The organism is Escherichia sp. KTE96 (assembly GCF_000408525.1).
Lineage (GTDB): Bacteria > Pseudomonadota > Gammaproteobacteria > Enterobacterales > Enterobacteriaceae > Escherichia > Escherichia marmotae.
In genome coordinates this window covers 150,401-172,532 of record NZ_KE137147.1, presented here as the reverse complement: position 1 = coordinate 172,532, position 22,132 = coordinate 150,401, and the positions used below count along the sequence as shown (strand labels likewise).

The 22,132-nt window shown below is 49.2% G+C and carries 18 protein-coding genes; 12 read left to right on the top strand and 6 right to left on the bottom strand.

What is annotated here, in order from left to right; all coding sequences use genetic code 11:
* Nucleotides 1–168 precede the first annotated feature (168 nt).
* The 7 genes from A1WG_RS17320 (at nt 169) to fucO (ending at nt 8,331) form a co-directional block, all read left to right on the top strand.
* Nucleotides 169–1,668 (top strand): sugar ABC transporter ATP-binding protein, encoded by a 1,500-nt coding sequence (locus tag A1WG_RS17320; RefSeq protein WP_001516976.1) that lies wholly within the window; start codon nt 169–171, stop codon nt 1,666–1,668.
* A gap of 3 nt (nt 1,669–1,671) precedes the next feature.
* A complete protein-coding gene (locus tag A1WG_RS17325) occupies nt 1,672–2,655 on the top strand; it encodes an ABC transporter permease (RefSeq protein ID WP_001516975.1) in 984 nt (327 codons plus the stop codon).
* 73 nt (nt 2,656–2,728) lie between these two features.
* The gene (locus A1WG_RS17330; protein WP_001516974.1) at nt 2,729–3,679 is read left to right on the top strand and encodes an ABC transporter substrate-binding protein; all 951 of its coding nucleotides are present in this window, start codon (nt 2,729–2,731) and stop codon (nt 3,677–3,679) included.
* 52 nt (nt 3,680–3,731) lie between these two features.
* Nucleotides 3,732–5,309 carry an FGGY-family carbohydrate kinase gene (locus tag A1WG_RS17335; RefSeq protein ID WP_001516973.1) on the top strand — a complete coding sequence of 526 codons (1,578 nt, stop codon included), beginning with the start codon at nt 3,732–3,734 and terminating at the stop codon, nt 5,307–5,309.
* 67 nt (nt 5,310–5,376) lie between these two features.
* Entirely contained in the window at nt 5,377–6,375 is a 999-nt protein-coding gene (locus tag A1WG_RS17340) for a LacI family DNA-binding transcriptional regulator (RefSeq protein ID WP_001516972.1), read from the top strand.
* Between the two features lie 132 nt (nt 6,376–6,507).
* Complete coding sequence (fucA, locus tag A1WG_RS17345) at nt 6,508–7,155, top strand: L-fuculose-phosphate aldolase (RefSeq protein ID WP_001516971.1); 648 nt, start codon at nt 6,508–6,510, stop codon at nt 7,153–7,155.
* A gap of 27 nt (nt 7,156–7,182) precedes the next feature.
* The gene (fucO, locus tag A1WG_RS17350) at nt 7,183–8,331 is read left to right on the top strand and encodes a lactaldehyde reductase (RefSeq protein ID WP_000013549.1); all 1,149 of its coding nucleotides are present in this window, start codon (nt 7,183–7,185) and stop codon (nt 8,329–8,331) included.
* A 103-nt stretch (nt 8,332–8,434) separates the two neighbouring features.
* Here fucO and xni read toward each other — a convergent pair whose 3' ends face one another.
* The 5 genes from xni to queF all read right to left on the bottom strand — a co-directional run bounded on the left by xni (nt 8,435) and on the right by queF (nt 14,897).
* Nucleotides 8,435–9,190, bottom strand: a complete 756-nt coding sequence (xni, locus tag A1WG_RS17355) for a flap endonuclease Xni (RefSeq protein ID WP_024191905.1) — start codon at nt 9,188–9,190, stop codon at nt 8,435–8,437.
* A 111-nt stretch (nt 9,191–9,301) separates the two neighbouring features.
* A complete protein-coding gene (sdaB, locus tag A1WG_RS17360) occupies nt 9,302–10,669 on the bottom strand; it encodes an L-serine ammonia-lyase II (protein WP_000626404.1) in 1,368 nt (455 codons plus the stop codon).
* A 57-nt stretch (nt 10,670–10,726) separates the two neighbouring features.
* Complete coding sequence (sdaC, locus tag A1WG_RS17365; protein WP_000450483.1) at nt 10,727–12,016, bottom strand: HAAAP family serine/threonine permease SdaC; 1,290 nt, start codon at nt 12,014–12,016, stop codon at nt 10,727–10,729.
* Between the two features lie 556 nt (nt 12,017–12,572).
* The gene (ppnN, locus tag A1WG_RS17370) at nt 12,573–13,937 is read right to left on the bottom strand and encodes a nucleotide 5'-monophosphate nucleosidase PpnN (RefSeq protein WP_000627991.1); all 1,365 of its coding nucleotides are present in this window, start codon (nt 13,935–13,937) and stop codon (nt 12,573–12,575) included.
* A gap of 111 nt (nt 13,938–14,048) precedes the next feature.
* Nucleotides 14,049–14,897: an NADPH-dependent 7-cyano-7-deazaguanine reductase QueF gene (gene queF, locus A1WG_RS17375; RefSeq protein WP_000100401.1), complete on the bottom strand. Its 849-nt coding sequence runs from the start codon at nt 14,895–14,897 to the stop codon at nt 14,049–14,051.
* Between the two features lie 67 nt (nt 14,898–14,964).
* On the opposite strand from queF, the gene syd reads away from it, so the two are divergent.
* From syd to A1WG_RS17395, 4 genes are all read left to right on the top strand, one after another.
* On the top strand, nt 14,965–15,510 hold the full coding sequence (syd, locus tag A1WG_RS17380; protein WP_000342441.1) for a SecY-interacting protein: 546 nt from the start codon (nt 14,965–14,967) through the stop codon (nt 15,508–15,510).
* A 620-nt stretch (nt 15,511–16,130) separates the two neighbouring features.
* Complete coding sequence (locus A1WG_RS17385) at nt 16,131–16,460, top strand: YqcC family protein (protein ID WP_000206974.1); 330 nt, start codon at nt 16,131–16,133, stop codon at nt 16,458–16,460.
* Nucleotides 16,460–17,242, top strand: coding sequence for a tRNA pseudouridine(65) synthase TruC (truC, locus tag A1WG_RS17390; RefSeq protein WP_000889990.1), 783 nt, complete (start codon nt 16,460–16,462; stop codon nt 17,240–17,242). The genes A1WG_RS17385 and truC overlap by 1 nt, the downstream gene beginning before the upstream one ends.
* Before the next feature lie 17 nt (nt 17,243–17,259).
* The gene (locus tag A1WG_RS17395) at nt 17,260–17,709 is read left to right on the top strand and encodes a flavodoxin (RefSeq protein WP_000807727.1); all 450 of its coding nucleotides are present in this window, start codon (nt 17,260–17,262) and stop codon (nt 17,707–17,709) included.
* A 268-nt stretch (nt 17,710–17,977) separates the two neighbouring features.
* On the opposite strand, the gene barA is transcribed toward A1WG_RS17395, so the two are convergent.
* Entirely contained in the window at nt 17,978–20,734 is a 2,757-nt protein-coding gene (gene barA, locus A1WG_RS17400; protein WP_000186435.1) for a two-component sensor histidine kinase BarA, read from the bottom strand.
* 56 nt (nt 20,735–20,790) lie between these two features.
* Between barA and rlmD the strand changes: the two genes are divergently transcribed.
* Nucleotides 20,791–22,092, top strand: coding sequence for a 23S rRNA (uracil(1939)-C(5))-methyltransferase RlmD (gene rlmD / locus A1WG_RS17405; protein WP_001516969.1), 1,302 nt, complete (start codon nt 20,791–20,793; stop codon nt 22,090–22,092).
* The last annotated feature ends 40 nt before the right edge of the window (nt 22,093–22,132 follow it).

Genomic DNA, 22,132 nt, shown 5'->3' with positions numbered 1-22,132 from the left:
ATAGCCTTTAAAAGGTGAACGCTAACTCGAGTTAGCAAAATGCGAAAAATAAATTGATGCGATGAATGTCCATTCAAACGTTATTCGTATCACAGTGAAGAGGGCTTTAGTAGCGACATTTATGTCGTACTTCACATTTTCAGTTTCTGATTATTGAGGAAAGCGGCAATGTCCGAAACATTTTTGCAAATGAAGCATATCACCAAACGCTTTCCAGGCGTGTTGGCGCTTAATGATGTGCAATTTACTCTACGCCGGGGCGAAGTTCATGCACTATTAGGTGAAAATGGCGCAGGAAAATCTACCCTAATGAAAATTTTGTCGGGTGTTTATCAACCTGACGAAGGTGAAATAGTTTTTGAAGATCAATCTGTCTCATTTTCTGAGCCGTTAAGTGCGCAGCGTGTTGGTATTACTATTATTCATCAGGAATTTAATTTATTTCCTGATCTTACAGTGGAAGAAAATATTTTTATCGGTAGGGAGTTTTGTAAAAAAAATCGCTGGCGTCTGGATGAAAAACAGCAACGTCAGGCGACGATTGAGATTTTGCAAAAATTAAATTTGGCAATTTCACCAGATACTCTGGTTGCCGACCTTACAGTAGCTCAGCAGCAGATGGTAGAAATTGCCAAGGCCATTTCAGTTAACGCAAAGATTCTCATTATGGATGAACCTACTGCAGCGCTAACAGAAACAGAAATTGAAAGTTTATTTCGTGTCACCCGATTATTGAAAGAACAGGGCACTGGGATTGTTTATATCTCCCACCGTCTGGAAGAGTTGGCGCTCATTGCCGATCGCGCGACCGTAATGCGTGATGGTCAGTATATCAATACTGTGGATTATGAATGCGTAAAAATAAGTGACTTGATTGCCATGATGGTGGGGCGCGATTTAGGAAATATCTATCCCCGTCGCGAAGCGCTACAGCAGCGGATTCCGGTACTGGAGGTGAATGGACTGACGCGTAAAGGCGTGCTGAACGATATTGATTTCACGCTCTATCGAGGTGAGATCCTCGGCTTTGCCGGTCTGATGGGGGCTGGTCGTACTGAGCTTGCGCGCGCGATTTTTGGGGCGGACTCCATTGATAGCGGAACGCTAATATTGAATGGTAAAGAAATCGTTATCAAGGATATTTCAGATGCAATTCAGCAAGGGATCAGTTATCTGACGGAAGACCGTAAAAAAGAGGGGCTGGCGCTTAACTTGTCCGTCGAGCGAAATATTATGCTAGGAAATTATCCTGAATATTCCGACCGTTTTGGGAATGTTGATTCACATCGTTGTCAGCAAACCAGTGAACAACAAGTGAAGGCCTTAAGAATTAAAACCCCACATCTTGAACAGGCTGCAGTAAATCTAAGTGGAGGAAACCAGCAAAAAATTATTATTGCGCGCTGGGTATGTAAAGATACTGATATTTTAATCTTCGACGAACCTACTCGCGGTATTGATGTTGGTGCCAAACTGGAAATCTACGAGTTAATGAATCGTCTCGTGGCTAAAGGGAAATCAATTATCATGATCTCCTCTGAATTGCCGGAAGTGTTAGGAATGTGCGACCGTATTTTAGTGATGCGTAGTGGTCGAATTACCGGCGAGCTTAGTGCAAATGAAGCCACGCAAGAAAAAATTATGCAATACGCGACGTTAGAGGATTAAATTATGACTATCTCTGTAACCTCTTCAGACAGCAATAATAAGAAAATAAAAATCAATAAGGAATTATTGATGCGTCTTGCGCCATTATTCAGCCTGATTATTTTAGTGCTGTTTTTTAGCTTCAGTTCGCCCTTTTTCTTTAATACCGAAAATATCATGACGATTGCTCTGCAAACGTCGGTAATTGGCATCATGGCCATTGGAGTCACTTTTGTCATTATTACCGCAGGCATCGATCTATCACTGGGTTCCGTGGTGGCTTTTTCTGGTGTCGCCGTGGGTATTTGCGCCACGCTGGGACTGCCGCTGCCTGTTTGTATTATTGCTGGTGTTTTAGCAGGCGGATTGTGCGGCTATGTGAATGGTTTGCTGGTTACTAAAATGACCATTCCACCGTTTATCGCTACGTTGGGACTGATGATGTCCGTCAGGGGGATCAATATGGTGATGACCGACGGGCGTGCAATCTATTTTTCCGATTACCCAACGTTCAAAACGCTCGCTCAGGGACGCTTATTTGATGTGCTGCCTTATCCTGTTTTCTACCTTGTCATCGTGGCACTTGTCGGCGCTTACATTCTGAAAAAAACCGTTATTGGTCGCTATGTCTATGCCGTAGGCAGTAATGAAGTTGCTGCTCATCTTTCAGGTATTAAAGTTCAGCGCGTGAAAATTTTCGTCTATGCCTTCTGCGGCTTACTAACGGGGATAGCGGGTGTCATTCTGGCATCTCGTCTCAACTCCGGACAACCGACGGTAGGAGTGGGTTATGAGCTGGAGGCTATTGCCGCGGTAGTGATCGGCGGAACCAGCTTAATGGGTGGTATTGGCACTATTGGCGGCACAATCATTGGCGCTTTCATTATGAGTGTACTGAAAAATGGCCTCAATTTAATGGGCGTCTCCCAGTTCTGGCAAATGGTCGCAATGGGTGTAGTTGTAGTCGCTGCCGTTTACCTCGATACATTACGCAAAAAGATTCGTTGACTTAGGCTCCCTGTTTTATCGGGAAATAACAGCCCTGACGTTAAGGGTGACTCACTCAAAACGGAGTAAAACAATGAAAAACAGGCATTTTGTCTATGCGTTATCTCTGCTGGCCTGTATGACTTCCAGCGCACTGGCAAAGGATTTGAATCTTCCGGTTGTTAGTAAAGGTTTTCAGCATGAATTCTGGCAAACCGTAAAAATGGGCACTGAAGCTGCGGCTAAAGAGATGGGTGATAAAACCAGCTATGTTGGCCCGGCTGATGAAACGCAAATAGCCGAGCAGATTCAGTTAGTCGAAAATGCGATGGCGCAAAAACCGAATGGCTTGCTCCTGGCTGCCCTCGACGCGAATGCGCTCGCCCCACTGGTAGAAACAGCAAATTCACGCGGTATTAAAGTGGTGACCTTTGATTCAGGCATCAACTCGGACATTCCGGTGAGTTTTGTCGCGACCAACAACCGTAAAGCAGGGGCACAGGCTGCCGATGCGTTAGCCGCGCAGGTCAACAATAAAGGAAAAGTCGGGATTATCGCGCATGTAGCAGGAACTTCTTCCGCCATTGAACGCTCGGAAGGCTTCATGGAACGGATGAAAGAAAAATATCCTGACATCAAAGTATTACCCGTTCAGTACAGCGATGGTGATCCCCAAAAAGCGATGGATAAAACTATCGACATGATCCAGGCCAACCCCGATCTTGCGGGGATCTATGGCACCAATGAAGGTTCAACGCTCGGGGTGGCGAATGCCATTGATAGCCAGAATCTGAAAGGTAAGGTGAAGGTCATTGGTTTTGATAGTACAGAAGCGATTATTAACTTCCTGAAGAACGGCGTCATTCAGGGCTTTGTTGTTCAGGATGCATACCAGATTGGCTATCAGGGGATCAAAACCTTGAATGCGGCCCTCTCAGGACAACCCGTTGAAAAAGAGATCGATATTCCCGTGAAATTTGTGAATACCGAGAACATTAACACGCCAGAAATCGACAAACTGCTACACCCATTTGGTAAGAAATAAAAAATTGGGGGTGAACTATCATCCCCGTTATCTCCAGCGTCAGGGAGGCTTTATGCACAACGGTTATTTTCTCGGTGTCGATGTCGGATCGGCCAGTGTCAGAGCGGGAGTTTACTGTGCCAATGGCCGCAGGTTGGCATTTGCCACTGCGCCTGTCTCCCAGTTTCGCCCGGGCGGCGAGCGTGTCGAACAGTCTTCGGCTGAGATCTGGCAACAGGTCTGTAAAACGGTGAAAGAGGCGACAGCTCTGGCGGGCATCCCCGTTTCCGCGATTTGCTCGCTGGGTTTTGATGCTACCTGTTCGCTGGTTGTTCTTGATGGACAAGGCAAAGGTTTAGCGGTCTCGCCCAGCGGACCTGCGAATCAGGACATCATTATGTGGATGGATCATCGCGCAACAGCCGAGGCGGCGCAGATTAACGCGACGAAGGATCCCGCATTGCGCTACGTTGGCGGCGAAGTGAGTGTCGAGATGGAGCTACCAAAGTTACGTTGGTTGAAGACACATCTACCACAAACCTGGCAGGCCGCTCATCGCTTTTTCGATCTGGCGGATTTTCTGGTCTGGAAAGCAACAGGGCGAGACGTCGCGGGATTGTGCACGCTAACGTGTAAATGGAATTATCTGGCTCATGAGCAACGCTTTAGCCATAACTTACTGGAATCGATAGACCTGACGGACATGCTTGAAAGAATTCCCGCCGAAATTCTTCCGCCAGGCGCTGCCGTGGGAACGTTAACTGCCACTGCTGCTGAAGAATTGGGATTAACGACCAATGTTATAGTGGCCAGTGGCTTGATTGATGCTCATGCCGGTGGTGTGGCGCTGGTTGGCGCGCAGCCATCAGGTACGCTGGCAGTGATAAGCGGAACGTCGAATTGCCATATGTTGTGCAGTGAAAAAGAGATATTTACCCCTGGCGTCTGGGGGCCATACTGGTCGGCCATGCTGCCAAATTACTGGCTAACCGAAGGTGGGCAAAGCGCCGCAGGGGCGCTGGTGGAGTGGACGCTTCAGGAGTCCGGGGCAAGCGCAAATCTCTTTAACAAGGCGCAACAACGCGGGTGCCATCCGATTCAACTGATTAATGAATGGGTAGCCGCCCTGGAAAATAACGAGTCTGAACCTACACGAAATTTACATGTGCTTGCCGATCATCACGGCAACCGTTCGCCACGAGCACGGCCCGATGCCAGAGGCAGTGTCTATGGTTTAACGCTGGAGCGTGGAGAAAATCAACTCGCGCGACTTTACCTTGCGACTTTACAGGCAATAGCCTTTGGCACCAGACATATTATTGAAACTCTAAGGGAAAATGGGCATACCATTACCCAATTAACGTTATGTGGTGGTGCAACGCACAACCCCTTGTGGCTACGCGAATATGCAGACGTGACAAGCTGCGATATCCACCTGATGCAAGAAGAAGATGCCGTTACGTTGGGCGCAGCAATTAGCGGTGCTGTTGCCAGCGGAGCATGGCGTAATTTTTCATCCGCATGTAAAGCAATGGTTGAGGCCGGCGAGGTTATTCGGGCAAACCCACAACGCCGTGAATTTTTAGAACGTAAATACCAGGTTTACCTGACGCTTTGGGATCAACAACAGGTAGTTAACCAACTGATGTAATAAGACAAAAGTTAAAAATACTTTTATGATTGTGATTTGACGTCTGGATGTTAACTGGGAAAGACCTATGGCTAAAACAGTAGAGCAGATAGCCAGCGACCTGAATTTATCGGTTACGACCGTGCGACTGGTGCTAAATGGAAAAGCGGAACAATATCGGATCAGCGTCAAAACCCAAACGCGTATCAATGAATATGTAGAACGCTATGGTTATATCATTAATCATTCCGCCCGCAGTCTTAAACTTAACAAAACAGATACATTGGGATTGATTGTTCCCAACATATCCAACGTCTTTTTTGCAACGCTGGCAGAAAAACTCGAACAACGCTGTCGACGTTCCGGATATCAACTTACAATCAGTTGTACTTATGATGATGTTGATTATGAAAATAAATTGACTAAAGCATTTATCGCACGAAATGTAGATGGTCTTTTTATTGTCCCTTCGACACTGGAAAATCAACAGCATCATTTACGCAAAATTCGTAAACCAATGGTGTTACTCGATCGTGATTTTAAATATACCGATAACGCATTGGTAGAAAGTAATAATATTTCTGGCGGTGAAAAACTGACACAAAATATTCTCGAGGCAGGGCAGGCACCAGTATGGTTTTTGCTGGGAGATGCCGGGTTGCCGAGTATCAGCGATCGTCTGACTGGCTATTTGAATGCGTTGGCGAAAAAGGGTATTACCCATCGTAATTGGGTGAGGGAAGGCCCGGTAAATACCCCTGAAGGCGGCTATGTCATTATGGACAAACTCATTGAAGATCAGGGATGTCCACAGGCATTTATCGCCTCGTCTTTACCTGTGCTTGAAGGCGCTGTTCGCGCGATTCGCGATCGTTTTGGCGCTGTACCGCCAGAAATCAATATCGGCACTTTCGATGAACATCCCATGCTGGGATTTCTCGCCAATAACGTCTGGTCAATGCAGCAGGATGAAAATGCCTGGGCAGAAAAAGCGTTTGAAATGATGTTAAGCGCTATTGAAGAAAGGCCCGTAAAAAAAACGGTCAAAGTAGAAATGAAATTAATTAAGCGCATAAGAAAAAAATAATAATCGCAGAAAATAAGCAGGCTATTGGGCAATAATATTCAATAGCCTTTCCTTACTAAAAATAACCCCGTCTTTATTTGCGGTGCTGTTTTACGCAACAAGGCGAGCTGAACCTGTATCTGGAGAATAGAGATGGAAAGAACACGTTTATCCCGTGAAATAATTGAAACCTGTCTGGAAATGACGCGTCTTGGGTTAAATCAGGGGACAGCGGGGAATGTCAGCACGCGTTTTGAAAATGGCATGTTGATTACTCCCAGCGGTATTCCTTATGAAAGAATGACGGAAAATATGATTGTCTATGTTGATGGCAACGGAAAATACGAAGAAGATAAAATCCCTTCCAGCGAATGGCGTTTCCATATGGCGGCCTACCAAAGCAGACCGGATGCCAACGCGGTTGTTCACAACCATGCCGTTCATTGCACGGCAGTTTCCATTCTTAACCGGCCGATCCCCGCCATTCACTACATGATCGCGGCGGCTGGCGGAAATTCCATTCCTTGCGCACCTTATGCGACCTTTGGGACACGCGAACTTTCCGAACATGTTGCGCTGGCTCTCAAAAATCGTAAAGCAATTCTGCTACAACATCATGGGCTTATCGCTTGTGAGGCTAATCTGGAAAAAGCGTTATGGCTGGCGCATGAAGTTGAAGTGCTGGCGCAGCTTTATCTGGCGACCCTGGCGATTACTGACCCGGTTCCAGTACTGAGCGATGAAGAGATTGCCGTGGTGCTGGAGAAATTCAAAACCTATGGATTACGGATTGAAGAGTAATTTCGTAAAGCAACAAGGAGAAGGATGATGGCTAACAGAATGATTCTGAACGAAACGGCATGGTTTGGGCGGGGCGCAATTGGCGCTTTAACCGATGAGGTGAAACGCCGTGGTTATCAGAAGGCGCTGATCGTGACTGATAAAACGCTGGTACAGTGCGGCGTGGTGGCGAAAGTGACCGATAAGATGGATGCCGCCGGGCTGGCATGGGCGATTTACGACGGCGTAGTGCCGAATCCGACAATCACCGTAGTCAAAGAAGGGCTGGGTGTATTCCAGAACAGCGGTGCGGATTACCTGATCGCTATTGGTGGTGGTTCTCCGCAGGATACCTGTAAAGCGATTGGCATCATCAGCAACAACCCGGAGTTTGCCGATGTGCGTAGTCTGGAAGGGCTTTCACCGACCAATAAACCCAGCGTACCGATTCTGGCGATCCCCACCACGGCGGGCACTGCGGCGGAAGTGACCATTAACTATGTCATCACTGACGAAGAAAAACGGCGCAAGTTTGTTTGCGTTGATCCGCATGATATCCCGCAGGTGGCGTTTATTGATGCTGACATGATGGATGGTATGCCACCGGCGCTGAAAGCCGCGACCGGTGTCGATGCGCTGACTCATGCCATCGAGGGGTATATTACGCGTGGTGCGTGGGCGCTGACCGATGCGTTGCATATTAAAGCCATTGAAATTATTGCCGGGGCGCTGCGGGGATCGGTTGCCGGTGATAAGGATGCCGGAGAACAGATGGCGCTCGGACAGTATGTCGCGGGCATGGGCTTCTCGAACGTTGGGTTGGGGCTGGTGCATGGTATGGCGCACCCGCTGGGCGCGTTTTATAACACCCCGCACGGTGTTGCGAACGCCATTCTGTTACCGCATGTTATGCGCTATAACGCCGAATTTACCGGCGAGAAGTACCGCGATATTGCGCGCGTAATGGGCGTGAAAGTGGAAGGCATGAGCCTGGAAGAGGCGCGTAATGCTGCTGTTGACGCGGTGTTTGCTCTCAATCGCGATGTAGGTATTCCGCCACATTTGCGTGATGTTGGTGTACGCAAGGAAGACATTCCGGCTCTGGCGCAGGCGGCTCTGGACGATGTTTGTACCGGTGGCAACCCGCGTGAAGCAACGCTTGAGGATATTGTAGAGCTTTACCATACCGCCTGGTAATTGCGCTGATGTGATAATGCCGGATGCGACGCTGGCGCGTCTTATCCGGCCTACACGGTCATGAAATTCAATGGGGTGTTAATCGGTAGCATCCGGTATCTCTTTACCGTACCAACCGTAATTGCTGTAAATTGCCGTCGATATGCAAATCAGTTTGTAAGCGGGCAATATCGCGGCACAGAAACGCCATCTCTTTATGTACTTCTAATTTTTTGCGCCACTTTTCGGCAACCGTGTCGAGATTCTCATAAATTCCTTCCAGACTCTGAAACTCGACCAGCAACTGCGTGGCGCTTTTCGGGCCAATCCCTGCAACACCCGGCACCTTTGAACTGCTGATCCCCGCCAGCCCCCAGTAATCGGGCAACTGTTGCGGTTGAACGCCAAATTCTTTATCGATAAACGGCGCATCCAGCCAGCGTTTCTGGAAGTAATCGCGAATGCGCAACGTTGGCGAAAGTAGCTGGCAGTAGCCTTTATCTGTCGAAACAATGGTTGCCTGATGCCCGGCCTGCGTCACTTTGACCGCCAGCGTAGCGGCTAAGTCATCGGCTTCGTTGCCGCTGGCTGACCAGCACGGGACGCCGCGTTGCTCAAAGGCGGCGCGTAATGCAGGCATTTCGTTGTGCAACTCTTCCGGCATTGGTGGGCGACCCGCTTTGTAATCCGGTAAACGTTGATGACGCCAGCCGCTACTGCGGTTTTCATCATCAAAAACGGCGACCGCGTGGGTTGGCTGGCTGTGCATAATAAGTTGATCGAGAGCGTGCTGGCAGGTCTCCACGCAGGGCGAACCCTGAACGGCATGAATGCGACGGATAAGATTCAGTGCATCGACGATAAGCAAATGAACAGCCACGATAACCCCCTTAAAGATCAGGCGATAAGGGTAACATTCGATACCGGAACAGGCTACGGCTGGATGAGAAAACAGGAAGAGGCCTCGCAAAACGAGGCCTCTGGAGAGAGATTAATCGCAGGCAACGATTTTCATCGCCAGGCCGCCGCGAGATGTTTCGCGGTACTTGGCATTCATGTCTTTACCTGTTTCGTACATGGTTTCGATAACTTTATCGAGGCATACGCGTGGCTCGCTGGTACGGCGCAGTGCCATACGTGCAGCGTTCACTGCTTTCACTGCTGCAATAGCATTACGCTCGATGCACGGCACCTGTACCTGTCCGGCGACCGGATCACAAGTCAGGCCGAGGTTATGCTCCATAGCGATTTCCGCCGCGATGCACACCTGCGCCGGGCTTGCGCCTAACAGTTCAGCCAGGCCAGCCGCAGCCATAGAGCACGCCACACCAACTTCACCCTGGCAACCCACTTCGGCACCAGAAATCGAGGCGTTCATCTTATAAAGAGAACCAATCGCGCTGGCAACCAGCAGATAACGAGCCAGTGAGTTAGCGTTCACTTCGCGGATAAACTTGTCGTAGTATGCCAGCACCGCCGGGATAATTCCGCACGCGCCGTTAGTCGGTGCAGTAACCACTCGACCACCTGCTGCGTTTTCTTCGTTTACCGCCAGTGCGAACATGTTGATCCAGTCGACAACCGCCATTGGGTCAGTTGTGGTCTTATCCTGGCTAACCAGCATTCGACGCAGCGCCGCCGCACGACGTGGAACGCGCAGTTTGCCTGGCAACACGCCTTCGGTGGAAATACCGCGCTCAATACCGCCGCGCATCACTTCCCAGACGTTCGCCAGATGCTGTTCCAGCTCTTCTTTGCTGTGCAGCGCCAGCTCGTTTTTCATCATCAGGCCAGAGAGTGACAGACCAGTTTCCTGGCAATGTTTTTGCAGGTCGGCTGCTGAACTGTAAGGATAGGGAACTTCAACCGGTGCGCTATCCTGCTGACCAAAATGTTCTTCATCAACGATAAAGCCACCGCCGATGGAGTAGTAAGTCTGACTGTAAACAACTTTGTCGCCTGCCAGAGCGGTGATGCGCATACCATTCTCATGCAGAGAAAGGTTGTCAGCATGGAAGTTCATGCACTGATCAACCGGGAACTCCACTTCGTGCTGACCGTTTGCCAGCATCAGACGACCGTGAGTATTCACATCCTGAATAAAACCAGGGATAGAGTCGATATCCACGGTATCTGGCAGATTACCCGCCAGACCCATAATAATGGCGATATCCGTGTGGTGGCCTTTACCGGTCAGAGAGAGTGAGCCGTAGACGTCAACCACCACGCGGGTTACGTCTTTCAGCAGATTACGGGCAATCAGATCGTCGGTAAATTGTTTACCCGCTTTCATCGGTCCAACGGTATGAGAGCTGGAAGGGCCAATGCCGATTTTGAAAATATCGAATACGCTAATCATAGGAAATACATCGCGTTAAAACGGAGGAAGCGCCGCCCGAAAGCGGCGCGAAAGGACTTAGCTGAACAGAGAGTAGAAGATTGCGGAGATAGCAATCAGACCCATCACGACAACGAATACGTTGCTGATGTGACCGCTGTACTTACGCATTGCCGGTACTTTCTGGATTGCGTACATCGGCATCAGGAACAGGATCATCGCGATGATTGGGCCGCCCAGGGTTTCAATCATACCCAGGATGCTCGGGTTCAGGGTGGCAACAATCCAGGTTGTTACCAGCATGAACAGCGCAGTGATACGGTTCAGCTTGTTGATTTCAATAGACTTACCTTTACCACGCAGTGATTTAATCACCATACCGTTGAAGCCTTCACGCGCGCCCAGGTAGTGGCCGAGGAAGGATTTGGTGATGGCAATCATCGCGATAATCGGTGCCATCCACGCGATAATCGGCGCATTAAAGTGGTTAGCCAGGTAAGACAGAATCGAGATGTTCTGTTCTTTTGCCGCAGCCAGATCTGCCGGAGACAGGCTCAGTACGCAGCTAAAGACGAAGAACATAACGGTCAGCACCATCATGATGTGTGCGAATGCCAGGATCTTAGAGCATTTCTGTTCTGCCATATCGCCGTACTCTTCACGCTTCGCAACGGCGAAAGAAGAGATGATCGGAGAGTGGTTGAACGAGAACACCATGACCGGAATCGCCAGCCACAGAGTCATCCACAGACCGTTACCGGTAGAAGCTGCAGTATCCAGAGACAGAGTTTCCAGCGCCGCGCCGTTCCACTGTGGGATCAGGTACAGAGCCAGCAGCATCAGAACTGCAACGAACGGGAATACCAGGATGCTCATTGCTTTAACGATCATCTGCTCACCGAAGCGAACGATGGTCATCATACCCACGATCAGGATCAGGGACAGAATCGCACGCGGCGGCGGTGTCATGCCCAGTTGGTGGGCCATGAAGCTTTCTACCGTGTTAGTGATTGCCACGCTGTACACCAGCAGGATCGGGTAAATAGCAAAGAAGTACAGCAGGGTAATCAGTTTACCTGCGCCAACACCGAAGTGTTCTTCTACTACCTCGGTGATGTCTTCGCCCGGATTTTTACCAGACAGTACGAAGCGAGTCAGGCCGCGGTGAGCAAAAAACGTCATCGGAAACGCAAGGATGGCCATGATGATCAGCGGGATCATACCGCCAACACCGGCGTTGATTGGCAGGAACAGTACACCCGCGCCGATTGCTGTACCATAAAGGCCCAGCATCCACATGGTGTCTGTCTTGCGCCAGGCACTGCGAGAGTCTTTCGACGCAATCGTGCTGGTTTGAGTTGTTTCCATCTATTTCTCCTGGAGGAATGCAAATAATTCAGCTTTTAGCCAGTTCAGCCCGGGAAGGTGCCTGGCCGTAAAAATGAAATCTGTCTATCGGCGATGGCTCAATCATTTTCCGCCGTAATAATTTGAGGGCGGAAAGATACACACAACTTATGTCTCTATCAGTGATCTTGATCTCAAATACAATAATCTACTTGGAAGATAGATAATCCCAACGCTTTACTCTGTAAATCAAAAGTAAAAGAGAATTTAAGGGCGATATTTGCCCACTAAACGACATCTGTTTTCTTCCGGGGCGCGCAATATATGTAGGTTGAACTGAAAAAATCAATACTTTTAGTTAATCATGATGAGATTTTATTTTTATCAGCGATAAAATGCGGTTTATAAAAGCAGGTAAACGTTTGCGTTACAATATAAATTGTATGACATATTGATGTTGGTGATATTAATTGCATGATGACGTGCTGAAATATTCAGATGGAAAATGAAATAGATTGCTTAGTGAGTGACCAGGGAGAACAAAACCCGGCAACGATCGTTACCGGGAGAAGGGAGATTAAGTGCAGATTTCGTAGCAAGGGATATAGGCAGAGCCAGGCAACTTCATACGATGCTGGGCGACAAACCCCTGAAGCAGGTCGTCCATACGACGCATAATCTCTTTATCGCCGTTGATTTTGTAAGGGCCAAACTCTTCAATGGCGCGAATACCGACTTCTTTCACGTTACCCGCAACAATACCGGAGAATGCTCGACGCAGATCGGCGGCCAGCACTTCAACGGGTTGATCCGGGTAAAGCTTCAGATTGGCCATGTTCTCGTGAGACGGCTCAAACGGCATTTGCAGATCTGGCGCAATGCGCATTGACCAGTTAAAGCTGTACGCATCGCCGGTATCGCGACGGTTTTCTTTCACCAGCGGCATCGCTTTTTTCATCTGACGTGCTACTTCGGCAGCGTCATCAATAATGATGCGATAATGGCGGCGCGCGTTTTCTCCCAGCGTATGTACGACAAATTCGTCCAGTACGCGGAAGTAGTCGGCGCTTTCTTTCGGCCCGGTGAGGATCAACGGTAAAACCTGATCTTTGTTGGCCGGATTCATTAAAATTCCCAGCAAGTACAGCAACTCTTCTGCCGTACCCACACCACCCGGGAAAATAATGATGCCGTGAGCGATACGCACAAACGCTTCAAGACGTTTTTCGATATCCGGCATGATGATCAGTTCGTTGACCAGTGGGTTAGGCGGTTCAGCGGCGATAATCGACGGTTCTGTCATGCCAATAAAACGACTGTCTTTGTAACGCTGCTGAGCGTGACCTACTGCTGCACCTTTCATCGGCGCTTCCATCGCTCCTGGACCGCAGCCGGTGCAGATATTCAGCTCGCGAAGCCCCAGTTGATTACCAACGCGCCGTGCATACAGATATTCGTTTTCATTGATGGAGTGACCGCCCCAGCACACCACCATATTCGGTGCTTCGCCTACATGCAGCGCGCGCGCGTTGCGCAATATAGAAAAGACCAGATTAGTAATGTGGACAGAGTTGTCGAGATTCAGATTGGGAAAACGAACGGTGTTATGGATTTGCCCGTAGACGAAGAGAATGTCGCGCAGAACCGCAAACAAGTTGGCCTGTAAGGCGCGGATAATGCGCCCATCGACGAAAGCTTCTTCCGGAGGGTTGATCAGTTCCAGCTTAACACCGCGTTCACGGCGCAACACGTTAATGTCGAAATTTTCAAAACGGGATAGCAATTCTTTGCTGTTATCGGTGAGGCTACCGGAGTTCAGAACGGCAAGTGAACAGTTGCGAAACAGTTGATAGAGGTCGCTGCTGGCGGTGCGTTTAAGCATGTCCACCTCCAACTGCGACAACATATCCATGGAGCCAAGTGGGCTAATATGTGTAATCAAGAAAAACTCCTTATGGGACAATTATTGTCATTCCCTTTGATTACAATAGCCCTGCCTGATGGCCTTTCACAACTCTATGCTTGAATCCAGCACGCAAAACTGAAAAAAAATTTATTGTCGTACCAGTCGGGTAGTCGATGGGACAAAGTCACTATTGCTACGCCAGGGGTTAATGTCCAGACCGCCACGACGGGTATAACGAGCGTAAACGCTTAATTTTTCTGGCTGGCAGAAGCGCAGCAGATCATTAAAAATACGCTCTACGCATTGCTCATGGAACTCGTTGTGATGACGGAAAGAAACCAGATAACGCAGCAGTTTTTCCCGATCAATCTTGTGTCCACGGTACTGAATTTGAATGGAACCCCAGTCTGGCTGATGGGTGATCAGACAGTTTGATTTCAGCAGATGGCTAACCAGCGTCTCTTCCACCACTTTTTCACCGCTGGCGGCATTCTCAAGGTAGTCAGTGGTGAATTCATAGTTATCGATAGCGATATCCTGCTCATCAATGCAGGTGCCATTGAAATGACCCATTGGCTGGCCTTCCAGTTCATCGAGTCGATATAACGCCACGCTGACCTTACCCTGGGCGCAGGTACTTAAATCGCGCTCCAGCGTCTGGCGCACCTCTTCCCAATTGTTAAATCGAGTCTGATTAAAGCTATTGAGATAGAGCTTAAAACTCTTCGACTCAATGAGATTCACGCTGGTGTAATCAAGTTCAACATGACCCACAGCGACCTGCGGTAAACCTTTCGCATTTAGCCAGGAAAGCTCATATAGCGTCCAGATATCCGCGCCGTGAAAAGGCAGGTTATCCGCTTTCAGACCCAGTGGATCGCGATTCAGACTACGCGGAACGCCTTGCAGCAGGCTGGCGTCATAGGTATCCCTGTAATCGGTTGATTTTCCGAGAGTCAGGCCTGCAAGTGCCTGATGGTTTGCATAAGAAGACATGTTTCACCGTCATAAACCAGATAAACTAAACAACAAGTGTATCTGGTTTAAGTGAAGAGAGAAATTAGTGGACGATTTGACCGCACAAGCCCTGAAGGATTTTACTGCGCGCTACTGCGATGCCTGGCATGAACAGTATAAAAGCTGGCCGTTAAGTGAGGAGCTGTATGGCGTTCCTTCGCCATGCATTATTTCAACCACCGAAGACGCCGTATACTGGCAACCTCAACCGTTTACCGGTGAGCAAAATGTAAACGCGGTTGAACGGGCGTTTGATATTGTGATACAACCCACAATTCATACCTTCTATACGACCCAGTTTGCCGGGGATATGCATGCGCAGTTTGGTGATATCAAACTGACATTACTGCAAACCTGGAGCGAAGATGACTTCCGTCGAGTGCAGGAAAATCTGATTGGCCATTTGGTTACTCAGAAACGTCTAAAACTGCCGCCTACGCTATTTATCGCGACGCTGGAAGAAGAGCTGGAGGTAATCTCGGTGTGTAATCTCTCAGGCGAAGTATGCAAAGAGACACTGGGAACGCGTAAACGGGCGCATTTAGCCTCAAATCTTGCGGAATTCCTCAACCAACTTAAGCCTCTTCTGTAATCCAAATACCCCGTCTTGTTGTGAGAGATCTCTTACAGACCCTGTAGGAGATCGCCAGGAAATAAGCGAATACTTAATAAGATGAGATTTGATATTTTGATTTGAAATCAATTGCTTATTGTTGTTTTTTCGACTTTCATATGAAATTATCCTTAAGGCATTGTCTGTAAGCTCCTTGTAAGACGCAGTGAAAAAGACGATTCTATCTTCGTCGACAGGGAGTCAGACAATGAAGTGAACATCAGGATGATGACACTTCTGAAGGACACGCCAGGATGGTGTTTCAGGGAAAGGCTTCCGGATGAAGCGAAGAGGATAACGCAGGACGCGTTAAAGGACACCTCCAGGATGGAGAATGAGAACCGGTCAGGATGATTCGGTGGGTCAGGAAGGCCAGGGACACTTCAGGATGAAGTATCACATCGGGGTGGTGTGAGCAGGGAGCAATAGTTCAGGATGAACGATTGGCCGTAAGGCTAAAGGAAAAGTTGTCAAGGATGAGCAGGGAGCAACAAAAGTAGCTGGAATGCTGCGAAACGAATCGGGAGCACTGTGAATACAGTGCTCCCTTTTTTTATTCCTGCTATTCTTCGCGGCAGTTTTTTACTTGAGGCTGCTTTATGACTACTCATGACCGCGTTCGTTTCCAGTTGCAGGCGCTTGAAGCGCTGCTGCGTGAACATCAGCACTGGCGCAATGATGAACCCCAGCCGCATCTATTCAATAGTACCCAACCGTTTTTTATGGACACCATGGAACCGTTGGAGTGGTTGCAGTGGGTGCTTATCCCGCGGATGCACGATTTATTAGATAACAATCAGCCATTACCAGGGGCATTTGCTGTGGCGCCGTACTATGAAATGGCGCTGGCGACGGATCACCCGCAACGAGCGCTTATTCTGGCGGAGCTGGAAAAGCTGGATGCCCTTTTTGCGGATGATGCTAACTGATGTTGGAAATACTCTACCAGGATGAATGGTTGGTGGCGGTAAATAAACCGTCCGGCTGGCTGGTCCACCGTAGCTGGCTGGATCGCGACGAGAAAGTTGTGGTGATGCAAACTGTGCGTGACCAGATTGGTCAGCATGTTTTTACCGCGCATCGTCTGGATCGCCCGACTTCTGGCGTATTGCTGATGGGGTTATCCAGTGAGGCAGGGCGACTGTTGGCGCAACAGTTTGAACAGCACCAAATCCAGAAACGTTACCATGCGATTGTGCGTGGCTGGCTGATGGATGAGGCGGAGCTGGATTATCCGCTGGTAGAAGAACTGGACAAAATCGCTGATAAATATGCCCGCGAAGATAAAGGTCCACAGCCAGCGGTAACGCATTATCGCGGTCTGGCGACGGTGGAAATGCCTGTGGCGACTGGACGTTACCCGACCACGCGCTATGGCCTGGTGGAACTGGAGCCGAAAACTGGACGTAAACACCAACTACGCCGCCATCTGGCCCATTTGCGTCATCCCATCATTGGGGACAGCAAACACGGCGATTTGCGCCAGAACCGCAGCGGGGCTGAACATTTCGGCCTGCAGAGGTTAATGCTACATGCCAGCCAGTTGTCATTGACGCATCCTTTTACTGGTGAGCCGCTCACTATTTACGCGGGTCTGGACGACACCTGGATGCAGGCGTTATCACAGTTTGGTTGGCGCGGTCTACTTCCTGAAAATGAAAGGGTTGAGTTCAGCGCGGCATCCGGTCAGGATGGTGAGATGAGTTCCTAATCCAGGGAGAAAACGGTATGGCGGAAATTGGTATTTTTGTTGGCACCATGTACGGCAACGCATTGTTAGTTGCAGAAGAAGCGGAAGCCATTTTGTCCGGGCAAGGACACAAAGCAACGGTATTTGAAGATCCAGAGTTAAGTGACTGGCTACCCTATCAGGACAAGTACGTACTGGTAGTCACCTCGACCACCGGGCAGGGCGACCTTCCTGACAGCATTGTGCCGCTCTTTCTGGGAATAAAGGATAACCTCGGTTTCCAGCCGAACCTGCGTTATGGCGTGATTGCCCTTGGCGACAGCAGTTATGTGAATTTCTGCAATGGTGGCAAACAGTTCGATGCTTTGTTGCAGGAACAAAGCGCGCAGCGGGTAGGGGAAATGCTGCTGATTGATGCCAGCGAGACCCCGGAACCAGAAACGGAATCAAACCCGTGGGTTGAACATTGGGGCACGCTGTTGTCCTGAGTCCTCGCTATTTTTGCTGATATACCTAATGGTCGGCAAAAATATTGTTTCAGCGATGCTGAATCGAATTTTTTCAGGCAAATGCCAGTAAATGTGCCTTCTTAAGGGGCATTTTTACTAGCGTTTGCTTGGAGTCAAGTGAACCACTTCATATGATGTTGTAGACATGACAAGGCGTTCTCGCCGCATTCGGCATAAACACAGGTACTTGCCACCAATCTGAAACCGGCTTCATAAAGAAGCCGGTTTTTACTCGACAAGAGGTTTATTAACCGAGAATTTTACTGGCTTCGCGCGCCACATTATCCATCTCGTCCAACAGTTCCAGTAGCTCCGGCTCCAAATCTTCTTCTTTAGTACCGTTGCGTAGCTGTTGTTCGATTAGTTGGCAGAGATTCTTCATTCGCGGTACGCCGCTATAACCGCAACTGCCATGCAGTTTATGGATCAAATCAACCAGGCCTTCCGGGTTTTCTCCAACCAATTGTTCTTCAACTTTGTTGCGAACTTCTGGCAGGAAATCGAGCAACATTTGCAGCATATCGCGCGCCAGATCGTTTTTTCCTGCAGCCTGGCGCAGTGCCAGTTGCCAGTCGAGAGTCGCATTCTGATTCACCACAATTTCGTTCACTTCTGGCGTCACGACGCGAGAAGAAATGCCACTGCCGGGCTTGTAACGTAACAGCAAATTATGCAACCGCTCTTCTTCAATCGGTTTCGCCAGATAATCGCTCATTCCCGCGCCAAGCAGTTTCTCTTTTTGCCCGGCCATCGCGTGCGCCGTTACCGCGATAACTGGTGTTTGCTGCTGATGCGGGAGCTGGTGAATGAGTTCACATGCCCGAATGCCGTCCATATCCGGCATTTGAATATCCATTAAGATTAAATCGAACGGCATCTGTTTCGCCCGTTCAACCGCCTGATGTCCGCTATCGCACAGCTCAACATGCTGCACCATATCTTCCAGCAATGCGCCGATAAGTTTCAGGTTTGCCGGATTATCATCAACAGCCATAACCGTCATTGCCAGCTTACTTTCATCGGTAACAGGCAAAAGTGTGTTTTGCTTTTGATGACAAAATTCCGTCAGTACAGGCAACAAACGTGTAGGCGTCAGGGGTTTCAGCAGACACGCGCCGATACCATCTTGCTTGAGCTTTTCGGCATTGACCTGTGCATGGCACGGAAGTGCCAGCATCAGAAAATCGGTCATTGACACCGCTTGCGCCAACCGCTCATGCTGCATCGTCAGCGGTTCGCGGAAGGTTACCGCAATCCCTAACAAAATCATGTCGTAATGTGCAGGAGGCAGCGCGGAGAACGTTGGGCTATAAACCACTTCCAGCGGTGTTTCGCTTAAAATATCCAGCGTGCACTGGGCGGCTGCAGAGTTCGGTTCGACATAAGCCAGGCGTTTACCCGCGAGGCACTGAGTGGATGGCCCTTCGATAATAATATTCGGGTTCAGATCGAGATTAATATGGAACCAGAAGGTTGAACCACGATTCGGCTGGCTATGGAACGAGATATCGCCGCCCATTTCATTGACCAGTTTTTGCGTAATTACCAGCCCCAGCCCGGTGCCGCCATGACGGCGTGAAATACTGGCATCTGCCTGTCTGAAGGCCTGGAACAAACGCGATTGATCGCGTTCAGGAATACCAATGCCGGTATCACGGATCTGCACTTCAATCTGTACTTTGGTATTACTCAGCGCACGTTTTTCTACCAGAATGTCGATGTTGCCATTCTCGGTGAATTTAATCGCATTCCCCACCAGGTTAGTGATTATTTGCTGTAAACGCAGCGGGTCGCCAATGACGTTATCGGGCACGTCGCTCTTAATATTGAGCGTTAATTCCAGTCCTTTATCGTGAGAAGAATGCGCCAGTAGCGTTACCACTTCATCCAGCGTGCTGCGTAGTGGGAATGGAATACTTTCCAGAATCAGCTTGCCTGCTTCCAGTTTTGAGAAATCGAGAACATCATTAATAATTGCCAGCAAATTATTTGCCGAGCGTTCAATAGTATTGAGGTGATCGCGCTGCGTTGGTGTTAATTCTGTTTTCAACGTCAGGCGGGTAAAACCAATAACGCCATTCAACGGTGTACGCAGCTCATGCGACATGTTTGCCAGAAACTCTGACTTAATACGCGCCGCTTCCTGGGCGCGTTTTTTCGCCAGATCCAGTTCAACGTTCTGAATTTCCATCTGTTCCAGCGTTTCACGCAGATCGGACGTCGCCTGGTCGATATTGTGCTGCATCTCTTCGTGATAAGCCGCCAGCGACATTGCCATCGAGTTGATGCCATTTTTCAGCATATCCAACTCTCCGAGCATAAATCCTTCCACCCGACTGTCGAGTTGCCCTCGGCGGATGCGGTCGACGGTATTCACCATGTTGCGAATTGGGCCGGTTACATCGCGCATTAAGCGCCAGCCAAAAATAAGCGCGATACCAATACAAAACAGCATCATCACGCTAGAAATAAAGATCTCTTTATATTGCTGCAAGCGCACTGATTTAAGATCCAGCTCAAGAGCAATATATCCCAACATATTTTGACTATTTTTGGCATCGCTGCTGGGTGATTCGTCGGGAGAATAACTCTCAGAAATAATCGGCGTGCGCAGGATCATAATATCGCCATCACGTGTGACAGTAAGTTGGCGCGGAAATGGCACGTTGCTGCCGAGCTGCATTGATGAAGGATCAAGATGAAAATTGGAGGTGACAAAAAGTCGGTTATTTTCATCATAAACCGAAATGGCACGAACAATATCGGAATGGCGACGATGCAAAACGCTGATCAATTGACCAATAGATTCGCGATTTTGCAGGCTCATGCCATATTCCGTTGAAACCGCAAGCGGCTCAATAATGCTGGCACCGGCATCTTCCAGTTGACGCTGCAAGTCGTTATAGCGATGCACGACGAAAAAGATGCTAAGCAATAAACCAATAAGGACGGTCGGTGCCAGGATCAGAATCATCATGCGTGCGCGCAGGCTGTAGTTGGTCATGGAGTTCCGTTATGGGACAATTAAGGTCACACTGTTAAATTGAGAAAGTCTCGCCAATGGCGCAATTCTACTCTGCAAAACGACGCGCGACGACGCGTCAGATCATAACCGTTTCAGTCAACGACCTCGACTCTTTTGGTCAGGGCGTGGCGCGACATAACGGCAAAGCGTTATTTATTCCTGGATTACTACCGCCGGAAAACGCGGAAGTTACTGTTACTGAAGATAAAAAACAGTACGCTCGCGCTAAGGTCGTGCGCAGGTTAAGCGACAGCCCGGAACGCAAAACGCCACGCTGCCCTCATTTTGGCGTATGCGGCGGCTGTCAGCAACAACACGCCAGCGTCGAACTCCAGCAGCGTAGCAAAAGCGCAGCACTCGCCCGGTTAATGAAACACGACGTCTCTGAAGTGATCGACGATGTCCCCTGGGGTTATCGCCGTCGCGCGCGTTTAAGTCTGAACTATCTACCGAAAAAACAACAACTCCAGATGGGATTTCGCAAAGCGGGTTCCAGTGACATTGTCGACGTTAAACAATGCCCTATTTTAGTGCCCCAACTTGAAGCGTTGTTGCCCAAAGTCAGGGCATGCCTGGACAGCTTACAAGCTATGCGCCATCTTGGTCATGTTGAACTGGTGCAGGCAACCAGCGGCCTGCTGATGATTTTACGCCATACCGCACCGCTAAGTTTGGCAGATCGCGAAAAACTGGAACGCTTTTCGCATTCTGAAGGCCTGGATCTGTATCTCGCCCCCGATAGTGAGATACTCGAAACCGTCTCTGGCGAGATACCCTGGTATGACTCAAACGGGTTGCGCTTAACCTTTAGTCCGCGTGATTTTATTCAGATCAATGCGGGTGTGAACCAGAAAATGGTGGCGCGAGCGCTGGAGTGGCTGGATGTTCAGCCTGATGATCGTGTGCTGGATCTGTTCTGTGGTATGGGCAATTTTACGCTGCCGTTAGCGACCCGTGCGGCAAGTGTTGTTGGTGTGGAAGGGGTTCCGGCGCTGGTGGAAAAAGGCCAGCAGAACGCGAGTCTTAATCGCTTACATAATGTGACGTTTTATCACGAAAATCTTGAAGATGATGTCACAAAGCAGCCGTGGGCAAAAAACGGCTTTGATAAAGTGTTGCTGGACCCGGCGCGTGCTGGTGCAGCAGGCGTTATGCAACAAATTATAAAACTGGAACCTATTCGTATAGTTTATGTATCCTGTAACCCTGCGACGCTGGCTCGGGATAGCGAGGCGTTATTAAAAGCAGGATATACCATTGCGCGGTTGGCGATGCTGGATATGTTCCCACACACGGGGCATCTGGAATCGATGGTACTTTTCTCGCGCGTTAAATAGTTACGATTTGCTGATTTCAGCAGGTCAGGTCCCTAAAGGA